Source organism: Streptomyces sp. NBC_00252 (genome assembly GCF_036187565.1).
Lineage (GTDB): Bacteria > Actinomycetota > Actinomycetes > Streptomycetales > Streptomycetaceae > Streptomyces.
In genome coordinates, this window is record NZ_CP108087.1 from 4946835 (window position 1) to 4968420 (window position 21586).

At 66.0% G+C, this 21586-nt stretch carries 14 protein-coding genes and 3 rRNA genes; 10 read left to right on the forward strand and 7 right to left on the reverse strand.

Going from position 1 to position 21586, the window contains the following annotated elements:
* Positions 1-163: 163 nt before the first annotated feature.
* Both OHT77_RS21610 and OHT77_RS21615 read right to left on the reverse strand, forming a co-directional pair.
* Positions 164-1108 (reverse strand): bifunctional lytic transglycosylase/C40 family peptidase, encoded by a 945-nt coding sequence (locus tag OHT77_RS21610; protein ID WP_266776622.1) that lies wholly within the window; start codon positions 1106-1108, stop codon positions 164-166.
* A gap of 290 nt (positions 1109-1398) precedes the next feature.
* On the reverse strand, positions 1399-2190 hold the full coding sequence (locus tag OHT77_RS21615) for a trypsin-like serine peptidase (RefSeq protein WP_328830182.1): 792 nt from the start codon (positions 2188-2190) through the stop codon (positions 1399-1401).
* Between the two features lie 254 nt (positions 2191-2444).
* Here OHT77_RS21615 and OHT77_RS21620 point away from each other — a divergent pair, with 254 nt between their 5' ends.
* On the forward strand, positions 2445-2828 hold the full coding sequence (locus OHT77_RS21620; RefSeq protein WP_328830183.1) for a VOC family protein: 384 nt from the start codon (positions 2445-2447) through the stop codon (positions 2826-2828).
* On the opposite strand, the gene OHT77_RS21625 is transcribed toward OHT77_RS21620, so the two are convergent.
* Positions 2825-3763, reverse strand: a complete 939-nt coding sequence (locus OHT77_RS21625; RefSeq protein WP_328830184.1) for an oxidoreductase — start codon at positions 3761-3763, stop codon at positions 2825-2827. The two genes, OHT77_RS21620 and OHT77_RS21625, sit on opposite strands and share 4 nt — an antisense overlap.
* Before the next feature lie 99 nt (positions 3764-3862).
* On the opposite strand from OHT77_RS21625, the gene OHT77_RS21630 reads away from it, so the two are divergent.
* The 9 genes from OHT77_RS21630 (at position 3863) to OHT77_RS21670 (ending at position 15523) form a co-directional block, all read left to right on the forward strand.
* Positions 3863-4459, forward strand: coding sequence for a TetR/AcrR family transcriptional regulator (locus OHT77_RS21630; protein ID WP_328830185.1), 597 nt, complete (start codon positions 3863-3865; stop codon positions 4457-4459).
* A gap of 513 nt (positions 4460-4972) precedes the next feature.
* Complete coding sequence (locus OHT77_RS21635) at positions 4973-6334, forward strand: S53 family peptidase (protein ID WP_328830186.1); 1362 nt, start codon at positions 4973-4975, stop codon at positions 6332-6334.
* Between the two features lie 390 nt (positions 6335-6724).
* Positions 6725-8041 carry a S53 family peptidase gene (locus OHT77_RS21640; protein ID WP_328830187.1) on the forward strand — a complete coding sequence of 439 codons (1317 nt, stop codon included), beginning with the start codon at positions 6725-6727 and terminating at the stop codon, positions 8039-8041.
* 370 nt (positions 8042-8411) lie between these two features.
* Complete coding sequence (locus OHT77_RS21645; RefSeq protein WP_014673544.1) at positions 8412-8720, forward strand: hypothetical protein; 309 nt, start codon at positions 8412-8414, stop codon at positions 8718-8720.
* 168 nt (positions 8721-8888) lie between these two features.
* Positions 8889-9728, forward strand: coding sequence for a hypothetical protein (locus OHT77_RS21650; protein WP_328830188.1), 840 nt, complete (start codon positions 8889-8891; stop codon positions 9726-9728).
* Positions 9718-11031: a hypothetical protein gene (locus tag OHT77_RS21655; RefSeq protein ID WP_328830189.1), complete on the forward strand. Its 1314-nt coding sequence runs from the start codon at positions 9718-9720 to the stop codon at positions 11029-11031. Before OHT77_RS21650 ends, OHT77_RS21655 begins: the two co-directional genes overlap by 11 nt.
* The gene (locus OHT77_RS21660; RefSeq protein ID WP_328830190.1) at positions 11028-12587 is read left to right on the forward strand and encodes an SCO6880 family protein; all 1560 of its coding nucleotides are present in this window, start codon (positions 11028-11030) and stop codon (positions 12585-12587) included. The genes OHT77_RS21655 and OHT77_RS21660 overlap by 4 nt, the downstream gene beginning before the upstream one ends.
* Positions 12588-12594: 7 nt before the next feature.
* Positions 12595-14028: an ATP-binding protein gene (locus tag OHT77_RS21665; protein WP_266770788.1), complete on the forward strand. Its 1434-nt coding sequence runs from the start codon at positions 12595-12597 to the stop codon at positions 14026-14028.
* Positions 14029-14044: 16 nt separating this feature from the next.
* Positions 14045-15523 carry a type VI secretion protein gene (locus OHT77_RS21670; RefSeq protein WP_328830191.1) on the forward strand — a complete coding sequence of 493 codons (1479 nt, stop codon included), beginning with the start codon at positions 14045-14047 and terminating at the stop codon, positions 15521-15523.
* A 25-nt stretch (positions 15524-15548) separates the two neighbouring features.
* Here the strand turns inward: OHT77_RS21670 and OHT77_RS21675 are convergent, their stop codons facing one another.
* The 4 genes from OHT77_RS21675 to OHT77_RS21690 form a co-directional block, all read right to left on the reverse strand.
* Entirely contained in the window at positions 15549-16094 is a 546-nt protein-coding gene (locus OHT77_RS21675; RefSeq protein ID WP_328830192.1) for a GNAT family N-acetyltransferase, read from the reverse strand.
* A 71-nt stretch (positions 16095-16165) separates the two neighbouring features.
* Positions 16166-16282 (reverse strand): 5S ribosomal RNA (gene rrf, locus OHT77_RS21680).
* Between the two features lie 91 nt (positions 16283-16373).
* Positions 16374-19496, reverse strand: a 23S ribosomal RNA gene (locus tag OHT77_RS21685).
* A 306-nt stretch (positions 19497-19802) separates the two neighbouring features.
* A 16S ribosomal RNA gene (locus OHT77_RS21690) occupies positions 19803-21328 on the reverse strand.
* The 16S, 23S and 5S rRNA genes sit together here, the layout of an rRNA operon.
* Positions 21329-21586 lie beyond the last annotated feature (258 nt).

Sequence of the window (21586 nt, forward strand, 5' to 3'; positions counted from 1 at the left end):
GCTGCGGCTCCTTCGTCGTAGTTCCGGGCGCACCTCTCGTGCGCATTACTCAACAGGAACGCACGGTCCCTCTTATTACGTTCCACCATCCACCGAATGATCACTCAGACGTTATCGAAGAGAGACTCATCGCCGCAGCTCAGGGGGTGGGTTCACGCTCGGTTCACACCGTCGTGGGGAGTGCTTTCGCGCCATCTTCGGTGACCCGGGTGGCGCCGAAGTAATCGGGGGTGTCAATGGGGTCGAACCGGATCACAGCACCCGTCCGGGGTGCGTCGATCATGTACCCGCCGCCGACATAAATCCCCACATGCCGGATGGCCCGGGAATTGGTGAGGTCGTCCGAGAAGAACACCAGATCTCCCGGCAGCAATTCGGCCCGCTGCGGATGCGGCCCCGCGTTGTACTGATCGTTCGCGACGCGCGGCAGGGTGATCCCGGCCGCCGCGAACGCGGCCTTGGTGAGCCCCGAGCAGTCGAACCGTCCGCCCTGGTCGGCCGTACCGTTCCCGCCCCACAGATAGGGCGTACCGAGCTTGCCCTGCGCGTACGTGATCGCGGTGGCGGCCTGCTCGGAGGGATCGACCCGGCTGACGGGCGCGGCGAAGCTCTGCGAGAGCGTTGTGATCGTCTTCACGTAGTTCTGGGTCTCGGAGTACGGCGGCACGCCCCCGTACTTGATGACCGCGTACGCCCCCGCGTTGTACGAGGCGAGCATGTTCGCGGTCTGGTTCCCCGGCACGTCCTTCACGTACTTGGCGAGCTCGCAGTCGTAGGTCGCGGCCGACGGAATCGCGTCATTCGGGTCCCATACGTTGCGTACGCCGTCGCCGTTGCCGTCGATCCCGTGCGTGGCCCAGGTCCCGGGGATGAACTGCGCTATGCCCTCGGCTTTCGCCGGGCTCTTCGCGTTCGGGTTGAAGCCGCTCTCCTGGTAGAGCTGGGCGGCGAGCAGGGCGGGGTTGAGGGCGGGGCAGAGGTTGCCCCACTTCTGCACGAGCGCCGAATACGCCGTGGGCACCGCGCCCTTGGCGAGCGCGACGCTGCCGCCGCCGGCGCCGTTCACGAGGTTCCCGGCGACGAGGTAGACCCCGACGACGAGCAGCATCACAAAGCTGAGCCCGAGCCCAGCCGCGACCCCACCGGCCACCCATACTTTTCGCACGGCTCAACCCTCCCCCATGTCGGCCCTGTTCAAGGCTATTTCGGGGGAGGGTGGCGGCATTTCGCCGTGCTTACGCCACATCTGACGCGTATTCAGCGAGTCGCACCCACCGCACACCGCGCCTTACAGCACCTCAATACGGACGATCCATACGACTACGGACCACCGGCCATACGACTACGGACTACTGGCCCTACGACACGCACCACCGGCCATACGACCGATCAGCCGCGCTACGCCGGGTCGGCCGCCGTCGCGTCCTTGTACAGCTCGGCCGCCTCTTTCCCGAACACGACGCTGTACGAGATGTCCGGCGTGAGCCCGCCCTGCTCGTGCCCGCCGATGACCCCGACGACCTGCTGGTCCCCGTTGACCCAGGGGCTGCCGCTGGTGCCGCCGGTGAAGCCGGGGCAGTCGATGCGCTGCTGGGTGCTGCTGTGCTGGGTGGGCTTGTTCGTGCAGCTGATGGGCTGGTCGGTGGCCGAGGGGTACCCGGTGACGGTCACCGCCGTGGCGCCGGTCGCCGTCCCGGTCGTGAACCGGTCGGCGCCGACCACGTCCTCGATGTTCCTGCCGCCGACCTCCGCGACCGTGGCGAAGCCGATGTCGCTGTCCTCGGCCTGCCCCTTGGACCAGCCGTCCGGCAGGAACCGCTGCTCGATCTTCCACACCCCGTACGGCGCCTTGCCGTCCCGGTAGCCGGGCACGAACACGTCACCGGGGTCGCCGTCCAGGCAGTGGGCCGCGCTGACGATCAGGTCGTGCCCCGCGCTGTGCACCACGGAGGCGGTGCAGTGGTGGCCGCCGGCCAGGCTGGTGGCGTGGGCCGCCCCGAACAGGGCGCCGATCCGGACGCTCTGCTTGCTCACCTCGGTCACCGTGGTCACCCCGAAGGGCCCGGGACCGTCGTCGGCGGTCGCCACGGACGCCGAGGTCAGTGCCAGCGTGACCACGGCGACGAACAGCGCGTACCTGCGGTTGCCCGCGAGGCGCGCGGAACGGGAGATGCGTGAGCTGCGCTTCATCGGGCCCCACTCTGTCCCACAAAGGTGAGAAAGGACGTCGACGTTTACTGAAATTTCGCTGTGAACAGCGCGTTCGTAAGACGGTCGACGCTCGGTCCGGCGGTCAGTCCACCGTACTGTCCCCCCGCCCCGCCCGCCTCTCCTGCGCTCTATCCCCCGTGTCCCCGGCCCCGAACGAAGAAAACCCGGATGCCCGACATCGCCTCCGGCACACTCTTCGGCATCCCTCTCCGCCCTCGCCCGGGAGCGAGCCCATGCACAGAAGCCGAGTCTCCGCCCTCCTGATCGACACCCCCGGCCCGGAGGCCGCCGCAGCCGCCGCCTTCTGGTCGGCCGCGCTCGGCGCCCCCGCCGTACCGGTCCCCGGGGAGGAGCAGTTCACGTCGCTCCGCGAGGCAATTCCCGGTCTGGTCACGGCCGTTCAGTCGATCGACGACCCCAACCCGCGCTTCCACATCGACATCGAGGCCGACGACGTGGAGGCGGAGACCGCCCGCCTGCTCGCCCTCGGCGCGACCCGGATCGCCCGCTGGCTGGAGTGCCGGATCCTGCGCGCCCCCGGCGGCCACCTGCTCTGCGTCCTGCCCGTGCACAGCGACCCCGACGTCTTCACCTCCCAGGCCCGCACCTGGAGTTAGCGCGCGGCCACCGTGAGCGGGAACACCGCCCCCGTGAGCTCCTCCGACGCGTCCCACAGCCGCTTCGCCGCCGCGACATCGCTCGCCGCCGTGCTCCGTCCGACCAGTGTCGGCTCGCCCCGCATCTCGACCGGGCCGCTCGGGCCGACGAAGCTTCCGCCGGGGAGGTCCTCCGTGGCCGCGAAGAGGGTCGGGAGGGCGCCGCCCTTGTCGTCCTGGGCCACGACCTTGTTGCCCATGGCCATGAGGACACGGGTGACCGGGTTCGCCGTATGACTCTGGAGGTTGGTCGCCGCCCAGCCCGGGTGCGCGGCGAGGGAGCGGACGGGGGAGCCCGACTCCGTGAGCCTGCGCTGCAGTTCGAGCATGAAGAGCAGGTTGGCCAGCTTCGACTGGGAGTAGGCGCGCTGCGGGGCGTAGATGCCGTCCAGGTTCAGGTTCTCGAAGTGGATCCGGCGGTCGCCCATCCGGTGCGCGCCGGAGGAGACGGTCACCACGCGGTCGGTGACGTACGGCAGCAGCAGGTTCGTGAGCGCGAAGTGGCCCAGGTGGTTCGTGCCGAACTGCATCTCGAACCCGTCCCGCGTGCGCCTCTCGGGGAGGAGCATCACCCCCGCGTTGTTGATCAGCAGGTCGATCGGCCCGTCCCACCCGTCGGCGAACTCCCGCACGGACGCCAGATCCGCGAGATCCAGCCGCCGCACCTCCGTACTCCCGCTCACCTTCGCCGCCGCGGCCCGCCCCCGCTCCAGGTCCCGTACGGCGAACACGACGTGCGCGCCCGCCCGGGCCAGCTCGGCGGCGGCCGCGAAGCCGATCCCGCTGTTGGCGCCGGTGACGACGGCGGTACGCCCGGAGAGATCGCGGATCCGCCCGGCGTCCCACTTGCCCTTGGTCCCGCTCTTGCTGCTGATGGCCTTGCCCGTGGTGTCCATGCCTCCCAATGTAGGCAACGACAACAATGCTGTCAATGACAACAATGGTGACGCCGACAACAATGCTGTCGCCGTCAACATCGCGATACCATGGCTCGCATGTCTGTACGCCCCTATCACCACGGAGACCTGCGCTCCGCCCTGCTCGCGAGCGCGGAACGCACCCTGCTGGAGAAGGGGGTCGCGGCCCTGTCCCTGCGCGAGCTGGCCCGCGACATCGGCGTCAGCCACGCCGCGCCCGGCCGCCATTTCAAGGACAAGCAGGCCCTGGTCGACGCGCTCGCCCTGACCGGCTTCGAGCGCATGGCCAGGGAACTGACCGCCGCGGACCACCCCGACCTGCCCCTGCAGGCCCGCCTCACCGAACTGGCCACGACCTACGTCCGCTTCGCGGTCACCAACGCCGAGCTGCTGGAGGTCATGTACTCCCGCAAGCACGACGCGGACATCTCCGAGCAGCTCCGGGCAGCGGTCGACGGCACGACGACCCAGTTCGTACAGATCGTCATCGACGCCCAGGAGCGCGGCGAGATGGTCCCCGGTCCCCCCTGGACCATCGCCCTCGTCATCGGCGCCGCCCTCCACGGCACAGCCTCCTTCGCAGCCCAGGGCACCCTCACCCCAGAAGCAGCGATCTCAGACATCCCCACCCTGATCCACCACTTGCTAACGGGCCTGACCCCCCGCGAACCCTGACGCCCTAAGGAACGCGGGGCCACATCGACAGACGTCTCCACCGCGAGGCCGCGACACCTCTAAACCCCGCGACCCCCAACCCCCTCCGGGGCGCGGGGCTGCATCGATATGCGGCTCCGCCGCGAGGGCGCGACCAGCCCCCACACCTCCCAACCCCGCCACCCCCAACCCCCTAGGGGCGCGGGGAACTGCGCGACCAGCCCCCACGGCCCCGCACTCCGCACACAACCGAACCCCCCACCCCCGACCCGCCCGGAACCCAAGTCAACGCGCGTCCCGCTGTGAAGTTCCCGTGGAGAGGGTCAAGCCCGAGCCATCCCCACCCCATCCCGCCGCAACTGATCAGCAATCCCCCAACCCCCTTCAGTAACGCGGAAGTCAGAACTCCCGAACCCACCTTGTTGTCACGTACCCAACAAGAGATGGTCATCGCGGGCCGCCGCCCCCACCGGAAACCCCCCGGTGGACCCCCCACCCGCAGGCCTCTGCCAACCTCTCCCTGGAGGCTGTACGTTGCGTACGTCACCCCCCAACTCCCCCCACATACGCGCCAACTGGCGCAGACTCGGCTCCGCAGCCACCGCCACCGCCGCACTCCTGCTCGCAGGCCTCGGCACCGCGGCCCACGCCAGCGCCGCCACCACCCCCCACAAGGCGACCGCCAAGACGATCGCCACCCAGGTCGCCAAGGCCCACGTGCAGTACGCGAAGCTCGGCTGCGCCGCCACCCCGAAGACGGGCTACGCCGCGTGCGACGCCCTCCGCGTCACCGCCGGCACCACCGCCTTCATGGAGAAGCAGGCCGCCCTGAAGGGCGTCACGCCGAAGACCATCTCCCCGAAGGCCGCCTCCGACGACCCCACCGGCTACGGCCCGTCGGACATCCAGTCCGCCTACGGCCTGGCGAGCGCCGCGTCCGCCGGCGGCTCGGGCGAGACCGTCGCGATCGTCGACGCCTACGACGACCCGAACGCGGCGTCCGACCTCGCGACCTACCGCTCGTACTACGGCCTCTCGGCCTGCACGACGGCCAACGGCTGCTTCAAGAAGGTCAGTCAGACCGGTTCGACGACCTCGCTGCCGACCGCCGACAGCGGCTGGGCCGGCGAGGAGTCCCTCGACCTCGACATGGTCAGCGCCGCCTGCCCGAACTGCAACATCCTCCTGGTCGAGGCCAAGTCGGCGAGCGACGCCAACCTCGGCACCGCGGTGAACGAGGCCGTGAAGCTGGGCGCGAAGTTCGTCTCGAACTCCTACGGCGGCTCGGAGTCCTCCTCCGACACGTCGTACGACACCTCGTACTACAAGCACCCGGGCGTCGCCATCACCGCGAGCGCGGGCGACGAGGCCTACGGCGCCGAGTACCCGGCCGGTTCGCAGTACGTCACCTCGGTCGGCGGCACCAAGCTCTCCACGTCCTCCAACTCCCGCGGCTGGACCGAGTCCGTGTGGAAGACGTCGAGCACCGAGGGCACCGGCTCCGGCTGCTCCGCCTACGACCCGAAGCCGTCCTGGCAGACCGACACCGGCTGCACCAAGCGCATGATCTCCGACGTCTCGGCGGTCGCCGACCCCGCGACCGGCGTCTCGGTCTACGACACCTACGGCGCCGACGGCACCGGCTGGGGCACCTACGGCGGCACCAGCGCCTCGTCCCCGATCATCGCCAGCGTCTACGCCCTGGCCGGCACGCCCGGCTCCGGCGACTACCCGGCGAAGTACCCCTACGCCAAGGCCGGCACCTCCGCCCTGAACGACGTGACGAGCGGCAACAACGGCTCCTGCTCGACGAGTTACTTCTGCACCGCGGGCTCGGGCTACGACGGCCCGACCGGCTGGGGCACCCCGGAGGGCGTCTCGGCCTTCACCGGCTGACGCACTCGGCACTGAACCTCCCCGTCGGGTCACGGGGAGCCGCCGGCAAGAGGGGGACGTGGGGTCCCCTCGGCGGAGCAAGTGGCAACGGGCCGCGGCAACCAGCCGCGGCCCGTTCGCCGTGTGCCAAGCACCTGCGTGACCAGTGGAAACACCATGGAAATACTGTGAGTTGGGTCAAGCGACCGCCACTCGATCGCCATCGGACAGCCATCGAGGAGTAAGGCCGGGACCCCGTTCGGCGATACGGAGGTCAGGATTCCAGCAGCCTCTTGTTGTCGCGTACTCAACAAGGGATGGTCATCGCGGGCCGCCCCCCAGCGCCGGGGAAACCGTACCGGCGACACGCACCCGCACTGCCCCTGTTCCACCGACTCAGGAGGCTGCACCTTGCGTACCACCACCCCCAACTCCCCCCACACGCACGGTAGATGGCGCCGCATAGGGTCCACCGCCATAGCCACCGCCGCGCTGGTGTTCACCGGCTTCGGCTCCGCCGTACAGGCCGACGCCGCACAGAGCGCCGCCACCACCTCCACCAAGGTGACCTACGCCGCGACCCCCTGCGCGACCCCCAAGAAGGCCGGCGAACTCGCCTGTAAGTCCTACCGGGTGACCGGCGGACTCACCGCCTACCAGCAGGCGCAGGCGGAGCGGACGGGCATCACCCCGAAGGCCGCCGACGCCTCGACCCCCTCGGGCTACAGCCCCGCCAACATCCAGGCCGCCTACGGCCTGACCTCCGCCGCCGCCTCCAACGGCGCCGGCGAGACGATCGCGATCGTCGACGCGTACAACGACCCGAACGCCGAGTCCGACCTCGCCACCTACCGTTCGTACTACGGCCTTTCGGCCTGCACGACGGCCAACGGCTGCTTCAAGAAGGTCAGTCAGAGCGGCTCCACCACCTCGCTGCCCACCAGCGACGCCGGCTGGTCCGAGGAGATCTCCCTCGACCTCGACATGGCGAGCGCGGTCTGCCCGAAGTGCAACATCCTTCTGGTGGAGGCCACTTCGGCCACGATGGCCAACCTCGGCACCGCGGTGAACCGCGCGGTCACCCTCGGCGCGAAGTTCGTCTCCAACTCCTACGGCGGCTCCGAGTCCTCCTCGGACACGTCGTACGACTCCTCGTACTTCAACCACCCGGGCGTCGCCGTCACGGTCTCCGCGGGCGACGAGGCCTACGGCGCCGAGTACCCGGCGGCGTCGAAGTACGTGACGTCGGTCGGCGGCACCAAGCTCTCCACCTCCTCCACCACCCGCGGCTGGACCGAGACGGTGTGGAAGACGAGCAGCACCGAGGGCACCGGCTCCGGCTGCTCGGCATACGACGCCAAGCCCACCTGGCAGACCGACACCGGCTGTACCAAGCGCATGATCTCCGACGTCTCGGCGGTCGCCGACCCCGCGACCGGCGTCTCGGTCTACGACTCCTACGGCGTCACCGCCGGCTGGTACACCTTCGGCGGCACCAGCGTCTCGTCCCCGATCATCGCGAGCGTCTACGCCCTGGCCGGCACCCCGTCCACCAGCTCCTACCCGGCGTCCTTCCCCTACGCCAAGGCCGGCACCTCCGCCCTCAACGACGTGACCAGCGGCAACAACGGCACCTGCAGCACGTCGTACTTCTGCACCGCCACCACGGGCTACGACGGCCCGACCGGCTGGGGCACCCCGGAGGGCGTTTCCGCCTTCACCGGCTGACGTACTCCCCGCCCCACACGAACTGATCCACAGTCACATGTCATGCCACCGTGGGTCGTGGGGGCCACACGTGGCACGAGAGAACGGGCCGCGGCATCCAGCCGCGGCCCGTTCATCATGAGAACATCAAGGCGAACCAAATCCAGTAATCAGGGGCTAACGACCAAACCACGGACAGGTTCCGCACCGGAATCGTTGCCCGGCGTTACCTACCGTGATACACAGAGTGACCGTACGGGGTATTCGTACGAAACCCGCCAATCAATGACGCCAAGTCGACATCCGACGGCGCCTTTGTCGGCGACAATGATGCCTGACCTCTGCGCACCTGCAGGGGATGCGGAACTACCCACCAGGGGCGGTGACTTACATGCTCTTTGCGGCCGACAAGGGCGACATCAACACCATCATCGGCGGGATCGCTCCGGACTGGGGGCCCTTCGGCAGCCTGGGCAACGAGGCGAAGGTGATGATCGAGGTGGTGATGGCGGTCGCCATCCTGCTCTGCCTCGGGATCGCCGTATGGGGTGCGGCCAAACAGCGCATCGGCGCGACGGCGCTCCGCGACACGTTCAGCGCGGAGCAGGGCAAGGGCCTCATCATCGCCGGTCTGACCGGGGTCTTCATCATCGGCTCCCTCGGCACCCTCTTCACGATCGTGTACGGCATGGCCGTGTAGCCGGTCCCGACCGGAGCCCCGCTCCCCACCCCACCCGCCCGTCGTGCCCACCGGCTGAGGTTGCGTTTCCCTGATGTCGAGTCACCACACCGCGCCCGCGCGGGAACCAGCACGGCTACCGTCGTACTTCCAGATGTTTCTGGACGACGGCGAAGGGGCGTACCCGGCATGAGTCCCGGAGACGAGCACGAGACCTCCGGCGGTTACGGCGGCACCGGCCAGACCCGCACCCGCCTCCCGCAGAGCGGCACCGACATCTACGGCGGCGCCCGCAGAGGCGGCCGCTCCTCGTCCAGAAGCCTGGTGACGGTCGTCGGAGTCGTCGTACTCCTCATCGCCGCCATCGCATTCGCCAACCGCGGCGACGGCACGTCGTCCTCGAACGACAGCACCACGTCAAGCGGTTCAAAACCGGACGCAGCCTCCACGGCAGCGAGCGGGACGAAGCCGGTGCAGACGAAGACCGGGGGGATTCCCTCGGGGTTCGCGCGCACCCAGCAAGGAGCGCAGTCGGCGGCGGCCAACTACTCCGTGTCCCTGGGCTCTACGGGGATGTTCCAGAAGGACATCCGCCACTCGCTCGTGAACTCGCTCTACACGTCCAGCGCGGCAGCCAAACTGACAGGTCCGATGGACCAGGCCTACTCCGCCGACTTCCTCGGCAAGCTGGGCCTCGACGCCAACGGCAACGCACCGACCGGCAGCACCTTCGTCTCGCGCGTGATCCCGGTCGGGACGACCGTCCAGCAGTACAGCGACAACGACGCGAAGGTCGCGGTCTGGTACGTGGGTCTCATCGGCATGTCCGGGCAGGCCTCGACCGACCCGGTCACCACCTCGTGGAAGACCTGGACGTTCGACCTCCAGTGGTCCGACGGCGACTGGAAGATCGTCACGGACTCCCAGAAGGACGGCCCCGCCCCGGTCCCCGGCGACGACACGGCCGCCACCTCGGACGAGATCAGCAAGGCCATCGACGAGTACGGAGGGTTCACGTATGCCCGGTAACCCGCAACGCGTACTCCGGCTCGCCGGAGTTGTGACCGCCGTACAGACGTCACTCGTGCTGCTGGCCACCCACGCCTTCGCCGCGCCCCCCAGTCCCTCGCCCTCGGCGTCCAAGAGCGCCGACTCCTGCAAGCTCATCGTCGGCGAGGCGAAGAAGTACTGCCAGCGCGGCAACCAGAAGAGCGGCATCACCACCGACCCGGGCGTCACCGACACCCTCGACCCCCTCTCCTCCCTCGGAAAGGGCTGTGCCGAAGCCGCCTCCTGGACCATCGACAAGCTCAGCGACGCCGTCAAGGAGACGGCGAACGTCGACTTCACGAACCCCAGGTTCCTTCAGCAGTACGCCGTCGTCTTCGCCGCGTCCACCATCCTCACCCTCCTCCTGTGGCTCCTCGCGGTAGCGAAGCGCGCGGTCCGAGGCGTCCCCCTCACCACCGCGATCTCCGAAGCCGTCGGCTTCCTCTGGCTCACGGTCATCGCCTCCGCGTTCACCCCCCTGATCCTCTACACCGTCGTCTCCGCCACCGACGGCATCACCCAGGTCCTCGCGAAAACCACCGGCGACCAGACCGACACCTTCTTCGGCACCTTCTCCGGCGCCCTCGCCAAGGGAAACAACATCGGCGGCGGCCCGATCATGCTGATCGTGGTCTCCCTGGTGTCGATCCTCGCCGCCGGCGTCCTCTGGCTGGAGCTCGTCATCCGCGCCGCCCTCCTCTACGTCGGCGCCCTCCTCGGCACCGTCGTCTACGCGGGCCTCGTCGACAAGAACCTGTGGGGCCACGTCCGCCGCTGGGCCGGCATCATGATCGCGGTGATCCTGGTCAAACCGGTCATCGTGATCGTGCTCGGCCTGGCCGGCGCCCTGTCCAGCGCCGACGGCCCGGACTCGTTCTCCGCCGTCGTCTCCGGCCTCGCCATCATCCTGCTCGCCATCTTCGCCAGCGCGATGATCTACCGCTTCGTCCCCGGCTTCGGCGACGAGATCGCCAGCGGCCGCAACAACCGCATCATGCAGGGCGCCGAGGGCAAGGCCGCCGCGGTCATCAGCTCCCCGGCCACCATGGTCGCCCAGGGCATCAAGACCCACAGCGCCCGTACGAACGACGGCGGGGGCGGCCAGTCCTCGTCCGGCGCCCGCCCGTCCAACCCGGTCTCCGGCGGCGTGGCCGCGCACAGCAGCCGCCCGTCCGGCGGCGGCTCCGTCCCCTCCGCCGCGCCCGCGCCCCGCCAGAGCCCGGCGAACACCCCGCACGCCAGCAACGCCCGCAACAACCGCACGGGAGGTGAAGGGCGTTGACGACAGAGTCCCACCTGTCCCATCCGATCACGCCCCGCCGGACATATCTCATCGGCCGTGCCCGGCCGAACGCGATCGTCGGCAAGAATCGTGAGACCGGCGAGATCGCGCTCATCATCGTGGGCGCGTTCCTCGGCATGATGTGCGGGCTCCTCGTCCCGGTCCTGTCCCTGCGCATCGTGCTGCTGACGGGCTTCCCGATGCTGGCGCTGATGGCGGTCTACGTGCCGTACAAGCGCCGTACGTTCTACAAGTGGTTCGAGATCAACCGCAGTTACAAGCGCACCGTGCGCCAGGGCACCACGTACCGCTCCTCCGTCATGGAGGCCGGCGTGCACCTCGACGGACGCGAGGTGGAGATCGGCCCGCCCCCCGGGATCGGCCGCATCAACTGGCTGGCCGCCCCCTTCGGGCCGGACGAGATCGCCGTACTGCTGCACGCGGACCGCCGTACGGTCACCGCGGCGATCGAGATCGAGGGCCCGGGCGTCGGCCTGCGCGACAGCGAGGACCAGGAGGCCCTCGTCGACCGCTTCGGCACGCTGCTCAAGCACGTGGCCAACGGCGACGGCTTCGTCACCCGCATCCAGATGCTCGCCCGCACGCTGCCCGCCGACCCGGACGCCCACGCCAAGGACGTCGCCCAGCGCGGCGACGAGAAGTCGCTGACGTGGCTCCAGCAGTCGTACGACCAGCTGCAGTCGATGGTGTCCACCAGCAGCGAGCAGCACCGCGCCTACCTCGTCGCCTGCATGCACTTCACCCGCGAACTCTCCGCCGAGGCCCACGCGATGGCCCGCGCGTCCCGCCCCCACGCGGGCCGCAAGCTGGACCGCGACGCCGGTCTCGCGGTCGTCATGGCGCGTGAACTCACCGACATCTGCTCGCGGTTGCAGGAGGCGGACATCCGCGTACGCCAGCCGCTCGGCCAGGGCCGGCTCGCCTCACTGATCCACTCCATGTACGACCCGGACCACCCCATCGACCACCTCCAGGCGATGACGAAGCGCAACGCCTGGCCGGCCGAACTCGACGCCATGGAACCGACGTTCCTCCAGGCGAAGACCCGTGAGTCGTCGACCCGCGACCCGTGGTGCCACGCCACGGCCTGGGTGAAGGAGTGGCCGATGACCCCCGTGGGCGTCAACTTCCTCGCCCCGCTGCTGGTTCACACCCCGGACGTGATCCGCACGGTCGCCGTGACGATGGACCTCGAACCCACCGAGGTCGCCATCGAGCGCATGCTGACCGAGAAGACCAACGACGAGGCCGACGCCTCCCGCGCCGCCAAGATGAACCGCACCGTCGACCCCCGTGACGTCGCCGCGCACGGCCGCATGGACCAGCGCGGCGAGGACCTCGCCAGCGGCGCGGCCGGGGTGAACCTCGTCGGCTACATCACCGTCTCCTCCCGCAACCCCGAGGCCCTCGCGCGGGACAAGCGCACGATAAGGGCGTCCGCCGGCAAGTCGTATCTGAAGCTGGAGTGGTGCGACCGCGAACACCACCGCGCGTTTGTGAACACACTGCCGTTCGCCACGGGCATCCGGAGGTAGGGCTCAGATGCGGGATCCGCTGTCCGTCCTCACCGACGCCTTCACGTCCTTCCTCTTCGGAAAGATCGAGTCCACCCGGCTCCCGGTCCGCACCTCGACAGGCCAGGCCCAGGCGGTCTACCTGCCGACCGCGGCCCCCGGCCTCGGCGACTCGGGCGTCATCATCGGCCGCGAGGTCTACTCCGGCAAGGGCTACATCTACGACCCCTTCCAGCTCTACGGCCAGCAACTCCCCGCGCCCCACTGGCTGGTGCTCGGCGAGTCCGGCAACGGCAAGTCGGCCCTGGAGAAGACGTACGTCCTGCGCCAACTGCGCTTCCGCGACCGCCAGGTGGTCGTCCTGGACGCGCAGGGCGAGGACGGCGTCGGCGAATGGAACCTGATCGCGGAGGAGTTGGGGATAACCCCCATCCGCCTGGACCCGACAGCCGCCCTGGACATGGGGATTCGCCTCAACCCCCTCGACCCGGCGATCACCACCACGGGCCAACTCGCCCTGCTCCGCACGATCATCGAGGTGGCGATGGGCCACGGCCTCGACGAACGCTCCGGCTTCGCGCTGAAGGTGGCGCACGCCTACGTCAACGAGACGATCGTCGAACGCCAGCCCGTCCTGATGGACATCGTCGAGCAACTACGGCACCCGGAGCCGGAGTCGGCCGAGGCGATGAACGTCGCCATAGACGACGTACGCGCCTGGGGTCTGGACGTGGCCCTCGTCATCGACCGCCTGGTCGACGGCGACCTCCGCGGCATGTTCGACGGCCCGACGACGGTGGGCATCGACCTCGACGCCCCGCTGATCGTCTTCGACCTGTCCCACATCGACCGCAACTCCATCGCCATGCCCATCCTGATGGCCATCGTCGGCGTCTGGCTGGAACACACCTGGATCCGCCCCGACCGGAAGAAGCGCATCTTCCTGGTCGAGGAGGCCTGGCACATCATCAACAGCCCCTTCGTGGCACAGCTCTTCCAGCGCCTGCTGAAGTTCGGCCGCCGCCTGGGCCTGTCGTTCGTGGCGGTGGTCCACCACCTCTCGGACGTCGTCGACGGAGCCGCCGCGAAGGAAGCGGCGGCGATCCTCAAAATGGCGTCGACACGAACGATCTACGCCCAGAAAGCGGACGAAGCACGCGCCACCGGGCGGGTGTTGGGGCTGCCACGCTGGGCGGTGGAGATCATCCCCACCCTCACCCCAGGCATCGCCGTCTGGGACGTCAACGGCAACGTCCAGGTGGTCAAACACCTGATCACCGAAACGGAACGCCCCCTGGTCTTCACCGACCGCGCGATGACCCAGTCCTCCCGCGAACACGACCAGGAGCTGACCGACGACGCCCTGCGCGCCGCCGAGTTGGAGGCGGAGGAACGCGCCGCCGCCTTCATGGAACAGCACCTGAACGATCTCGACGGCTCCTCCGAGTCCACGGTGGCGTGAACGGCGGTGGCATGACATGAGACCGGACGACGGTGGACGCGAGCGCCAAGGGGGCATCCCCGACGGCCTGTTGGTGGGCCTGCTCGCGTTCCTCATCGGCATGACCCTGCTGGTCTGGTCGGCCACCGGCCTGGCCGCCCTGTTCTCCAAGGGCACCTGGCCGACCGGCGTGACCTTCGCTCGCACCCCCATGGCCATGCGCCACCTCATCGCCCAGCCCCACGACATCACCGGCGCCTGGCCCCAGTCCCCACCCGCCGAGTTCTCCGGCTACGGCCTCTTCTGGGGCCTGTTCATCGGCCAGCTGATGATCCTGGTCGTCCTCACGATCTTCGTGATGGGCACCCTGGCGAGATGGCGAGCGGTACGCACAAGAACCCGGGCGAAGGCGCTGGCGGCCCCGCCGTCACCGGATCCGCACGAGGTACCGATACAGCGCCCGGAGCCACAAGAGGTACCAGCCCAACGCCCGGAACCGGAACCCCAGTTGCAGCCCACGGCCGTCCTGGAACAGACGGCACCCGTGCCTGTCACTTCAACCTCTCTGGCCAACGGTGAACGGGTGGGTGGGTGGGAAAGAATCCTCCTGGCGACGGCGGAAAGCCGCCAATCCACAGCCACCCAGGCCGTACGGGACGCAGAAGGCCCAGCCCTGGTAGTCACGTCCAACAAAGCGATCTGGCAGGACACCAAGGACGCCAGAGCCAAACTGGGCCCGGTCCTCCTCTACGACCCCACCCACCTCTGCGACACCCCGGCCCGCCTCCACTGGTCCCCCACAACAGGCTGCGAGGACAAGCAGACCGCGCTGAAACGAGCCGCTGCCCTCCTCGCCCCGGTCAGACCCACCGCGAAGATCGACCAGGCGGTAGCGGACACAGCCGAGACACTCCTCCGCAGCTACCTGCACGCCGCCGCCATCGACGGCCGCACCATCCGCCACGTCCACCGCTGGTCCCAGGGCACCCAGGTCCAGGACGCGGTACGAACCCTCCGCACCAACCCGAAGGCAGCCCCCGGCGCGGCAGGCGAACTCGAGGCGGCTCTCACGTCCCACCCCGAACGCAGGGACATCGCCCAGGAGTTGACGAGCCGCGCCCTGTCCGCCCTCTTCACGGTCAACATCCGCGAGGCATGCACACCCAACAGAACTGACGCGCTCTCCTTGGATTCCTTCGTGAACGAAGGGGGCACGCTTTATCTGGTCGGTGAATCCATCGAGGACCCCCGGACGAACCCGGGCGCGATGCCTCTCCTCACCGCCCTCGCATCAAGCGTGGTCGAGCGCGGCCGGCACATGGCCGAACGGTCATCGGCCGGTCGCCTCGACCCACCAATGACGCTTGTCCTGGACGACATCGCGGCGGTCGCCCCGCTCCCCCAGCTCCCGGACCTCCTGGCCACCGGAGCAGACCGCGGCCTGCCGACCCTGGCCCTCCTCCGCTCCAGAGAACAGGCCAGAGCCCGCTGGCCCCACCACGAACTACCGGTGTAGCAACAGCACTTACGGCACTGCGCGGCTACGGCCGCTCGACCACCATCTCCAGCTCGCGCTCGTCCGCCTTCCCACCGAGCGGCACGACGACGCCAGTTGGTACGAAGCCGACCTTGCCGTAGAACCGCCGGGCCCGCTCGTTGTCCTCGTGCACGATGAGCCGCACCCGCTCGACCCCGCGCCCCCAGGCCCACTCAAGGGCGGCATCGAAGAGCACCTCCGTCAGCCCGATCCCCCGCACCTCGGGCCGCACGAACACCCCGACGATGTGCCCCTGCTTCCGCTCGACCGCGAAGCCGGCCCAGTCGACGGTCCCGGCCTCCTCGATCAGCACGGTCGCCGTCCCGACCCACTCCCCGTCAGGCCCCTCGGCAATGATCTGCTGAGCCCCCTCAGCGCCCTCAGCAGCTCCTACGGCCCGCTCCTGATAGAAGGAGTCCGGCCGGGCCAGCGCCGCGTCGTAGGTCTCCAGGAAGGCGAGGTGCGCGACGGGATCCTGCAGAGCGACGAGCCGCAGCTCCTTCGCCGCGGCCCACTCGTCGGCGCGTATCGACCGGATCTTGTAGTTCATGCCAGCCACGGTAGCCGAAACGCAGAAAACCCCCGTACCGAATTAACGGTACGGGGGTTTTCGCAATATTTGTTCGGCGGCGTCCTACTCTCCCACAGGGTCCCCCCTGCAGTACCATCGGCGCTGTAAGGCTTAGCTTCCGGGTTCGGAATGTAACCGGGCGTTTCCCTCACGCTATGACCACCGAAACACTATGAAACAGACAACCGCACCATCACCGTGACCATGGCAATGGGGTTGTTCGTGGTTTCAGAACCAACACAGTGGACGCGAGCAACTGAGGACAAGCCCTCGGCCTATTAGTACCGGTCACCTCCACCCATTACTGGGCTTCCAGATCCGGCCTATCAACCCAGTCGTCTACTGGGAGCCTTAACCCCTCAAGGGGGTGGGAACACTCATCTCGAAGCAGGCTTCCCGCTTAGATGCTTTCAGCGGTTATCCCTCCCGAACGTAGCCAACCAGCCATGCCCTTGGCAGAACAACTGGCACACCAGAGGTTCGTCCGTCCCGGTCCTCTCGTACTAGGGACAGCCCTTCTCAATGTTCCTGCGCGCGCAGCGGATAGGGACCGAACTGTCTCACGACGTTCTAAACCCAGCTCGCGTACCGCTTTAATGGGCGAACAGCCCAACCCTTGGGACCGACTCCAGCCCCAGGATGCGACGAGCCGACATCGAGGTGCCAAACCATCCCGTCGATATGGACTCTTGGGGAAGATCAGCCTGTTATCCCCGGGGTACCTTTTATCCGTTGAGCGACGGCGCTTCCACAAGCCACCGCCGGATCACTAGTCCCGACTTTCGTCCCTGCTCGACCCGTCGGTCTCACAGTCAAGCTCCCTTGTGCACTTACACTCAACACCTGATTGCCAACCAGGCTGAGGGAACCTTTGGGCGCCTCCGTTACTCTTTAGGAGGCAACCGCCCCAGTTAAACTACCCATCAGACACTGTCCCTGATCCGGATCACGGACCCAGGTTAGACATCCAGCACGACCAGACTGGTATTTCAACGACGACTCCACCCACACTGGCGTGTGAGCTTCACAGTCTCCCAGCTATCCTACACAAGCCGAACCGAACACCAATATCAAACTGTAGTAAAGGTCCCGGGGTCTTTCCGTCCTGCTGCGCGAAACGAGCATCTTTACTCGTAGTGCAATTTCACCGGGCCTATGGTTGAGACAGTCGAGAAGTCGTTACGCCATTCGTGCAGGTCGGAACTTACCCGACAAGGAATTTCGCTACCTTAGGATGGTTATAGTTACCACCGCCGTTTACTGGCGCTTAAGTTCTCAGCTTCGCCACCCCGAAGAGTGACTAACCGGTCCCCTTAACGTTCCAGCACCGGGCAGGCGTCAGTCCGTATACATCGCCTTACGGCTTCGCACGGACCTGTGTTTTTAGTAAACAGTCGCTTCTCGCTGGTCTCTGCGGCCACCCCCAGCTCATGAAGTAAATTCAATCACCGGTGATGGCCCCCCTTCTCCCGAAGTTACGGGGGCATTTTGCCGAGTTCCTTAACCATAGTTCACCCGAACGCCTCGGTATTCTCTACCTGACCACCTGAGTCGGTTTAGGGTACGGGCCGCCATGAAACTCGCTAGAGGCTTTTCTCGACAGCATAGGATCATCCACTTCACCACAATCGGCTCGGCATCAGGTCTCAGACTTAATGAATGGCGGATTTGCCTACCACTCGTCCTACACCCTTACCCCGGGACAACCACCGCCCGGGATGGACTACCTTCCTGCGTCACCCCATCACTCACCTACTAACCGCTTGGGCCGGCGGCTCCACCACTTTCCATTCCCCGAAGGGTCCGGAACGGCTTCACGGCCTTAGCATCACGATGCTCGATGTTTGACGCTTCACAGCGGGTACCGGAATATCAACCGGTTATCCATCGACTACGCCTGTCGGCCTCGCCTTAGGTCCCGACTTACCCTGGGCAGATCAGCTTGACCCAGGAACCCTTAGTCAATCGGCGCACACGTTTCTCACGTGTGTATCGCTACTCATGCCTGCATTCTCACTCGTGAACCGTCCACCACTAGCTTCCGCTGCAGCTTCACCCGGCACACGACGCTCCCCTACCCATCCCAGCAGGCGTTGGCCCTATTGCTGGAATGACACGACTTCGGCGGTACGCTTGAGCCCCGCTACATTGTCGGCGCGGAATCACTAGACCAGTGAGCTATTACGCACTCTTTCAAGGGTGGCTGCTTCTAAGCCAACCTCCTGGTTGTCTCTGCGACTCCACATCCTTTCCCACTTAGCGTACGCTTAGGGGCCTTAGTCGATGCTCTGGGCTGTTTCCCTCTCGACCATGGAGCTTATCCCCCACAGTCTCACTGCCGTGCTCTCACTTACCGGCATTCGGAGTTTGGCTAAGGTCAGTAACCCGGTAGGGCCCATCGCCTATCCAGTGCTCTACCTCCGGCAAGAAACACACGACGCTGCACCTAAATGCATTTCGGGGAGAACCAGCTATCACGGAGTTTGATTGGCCTTTCACCCCTAACCACAGGTCATCCCCCAGGTTTTCAACCCTGGTGGGTTCGGTCCTCCACGAAGTCTTACCTCCGCTTCAACCTGCCCATGGCTAGATCACTCCGCTTCGGGTCTTGAGCGCGCTACTAAATCGCCCTATTCGGACTCGCTTTCGCTACGGCTTCCCCACACGGGTTAACCTCGCAACACACCGCAAACTCGCAGGCTCATTCTTCAAAAGGCACGCAGTCACGACGCATTGAGTAAACTCAATGCGCGACGCTCCCACGGCTTGTAGGCACACGGTTTCAGGTACTATTTCACTCCGCTCCCGCGGTACTTTTCACCATTCCCTCACGGTACTATCCGCTATCGGTCACCAGGGAATATTTAGGCTTAGCGGGTGGTCCCGCCAGATTCACACGGGATTTCTCGGGCCCCGTGCTACTTGGGTGTCTCTCAAACGAGCCGTTGACGTTTCGACTACGGGGGTCTTACCCTCTACGCCGGACCTTTCGCATGTCCTTCGCCTACATCAACGGTTTCTGACTCGTCTCACAGCCGGCAGACTGTGAAAGAGAGATCCCACAACCCCGTATACGCAACCCCTGCCGGGTCTCACACGCATACGGTTTGGCCTCATCCGGTTTCGCTCGCCACTACTCCCGGAATCACGGTTGTTTTCTCTTCCTGCGGGTACTGAGATGTTTCACTTCCCCGCGTTCCCTCCACTTGCCCTATGTGTTCAGGCAAGGGTGACAGCCCATGACGACTGCCGGGTTTCCCCATTCGGAAACCCCCGGATCAAAGCCTGGTTGACGACTCCCCGGGGACTATCGTGGCCTCCCACGTCCTTCATCGGTTCCTGGTGCCAAGGCATCCACCGTGCGCCCTTAAAAACTTGGCCACAGATGCTCGCGTCCACTGTGCAGTTCTCAAACAACGACCAACCACCCGTCACACACCACTCACGCGATGTTTTACCGGGGTCGGCACTGAAGGCAGCTTTACAGCCGTACCTTCAGACACCCAACAGCGTGCCCGACACTCTTGCCGCTTCCCTCAACGTTCCACGCCCCGAAGAGCAGTACTGGAAGGAGAAGACAGTCACGAGTGCCGAATAATCAACGTTCCACCCTTGAGCAACCAGCATCAGACGTTCGCTGATGAACTGGCCTCTGACCGAGCGAACTCGGTTAGAAGTGCTCCTTAGAAAGGAGGTGATCCAGCCGCACCTTCCGGTACGGCTACCTTGTTACGACTTCGTCCCAATCGCCAGTCCCACCTTCGACAGCTCCCTCCCACAAGGGGTTGGGCCACCGGCTTCGGGTGTTACCGACTTTCGTGACGTGACGGGCGGTGTGTACAAGGCCCGGGAACGTATTCACCGCAGCAATGCTGATCTGCGATTACTAGCAACTCCGACTTCATGGGGTCGAGTTGCAGACCCCAATCCGAACTGAGACCGGCTTTTTGAGATTCGCTCCACCTCACGGTATCGCAGCTCATTGTACCGGCCATTGTAGCACGTGTGCAGCCCAAGACATAAGGGGCATGATGACTTGACGTCGTCCCCACCTTCCTCCGAGTTGACCCCGGCGGTCTCCTGTGAGTCCCCGTCACCCCGAAGGGCACGCTGGCAACACAGGACAAGGGTTGCGCTCGTTGCGGGACTTAACCCAACATCTCACGACACGAGCTGACGACAGCCATGCACCACCTGTACACCGACCACAAGGGGGGCACTATCTCTAATGCTTTCCGGTGTATGTCAAGCCTTGGTAAGGTTCTTCGCGTTGCGTCGAATTAAGCCACATGCTCCGCTGCTTGTGCGGGCCCCCGTCAATTCCTTTGAGTTTTAGCCTTGCGGCCGTACTCCCCAGGCGGGGAACTTAATGCGTTAGCTGCGGCACCGACGACGTGGAATGTCGCCAACACCTAGTTCCCACCGTTTACGGCGTGGACTACCAGGGTATCTAATCCTGTTCGCTCCCCACGCTTTCGCTCCTCAGCGTCAGTAATGGCCCAGAGATCCGCCTTCGCCACCGGTGTTCCTCCTGATATCTGCGCATTTCACCGCTACACCAGGAATTCCGATCTCCCCTACCACACTCTAGCTAGCCCGTATCGAATGCAGACCCGGGGTTAAGCCCCGGGCTTTCACACCCGACGTGACAAGCCGCCTACGAGCTCTTTACGCCCAATAATTCCGGACAACGCTTGCGCCCTACGTATTACCGCGGCTGCTGGCACGTAGTTAGCCGGCGCTTCTTCTGCAGGTACCGTCACTTTCGCTTCTTCCCTGCTGAAAGAGGTTTACAACCCGAAGGCCGTCATCCCTCACGCGGCGTCGCTGCATCAGGCTTTCGCCCATTGTGCAATATTCCCCACTGCTGCCTCCCGTAGGAGTCTGGGCCGTGTCTCAGTCCCAGTGTGGCCGGTCGCCCTCTCAGGCCGGCTACCCGTCGTCGCCTTGGTGAGCCATTACCTCACCAACAAGCTGATAGGCCGCGGGCTCATCCTGCACCGCCGGAGCTTTTAACCACAGACCATGAGGCCCGAAGTGTTATCCGGTATTAGACCCCGTTTCCAGGGCTTGTCCCAGAGTGCAGGGCAGATTGCCCACGTGTTACTCACCCGTTCGCCACTAATCCCCACCGAAGTGGTTCATCGTTCGACTTGCATGTGTTAAGCACGCCGCCAGCGTTCGTCCTGAGCCAGGATCAAACTCTCCGTGAATGTGTACCGGTTATCCGGTGATACATCACGAGAGCGGAACAGCCAGGCGGAATAAGCCCGGCCGTTCACAGCGTCCTCGCTGTGTATTTTCTTCAAAGGAACCTCGTCCCAACCGTCAGATGACAGTCGGAGACGGGGTATCAACATATCTGGCGTTGATTTTTGGCACGCTGTTGAGTTCTCAAGGAACGGACGCTTCCTTTGTACTCACCCTCTCGGGCTTTCCTCCGGGCTTTTCCCTTCGATCTTGCGTTTCCG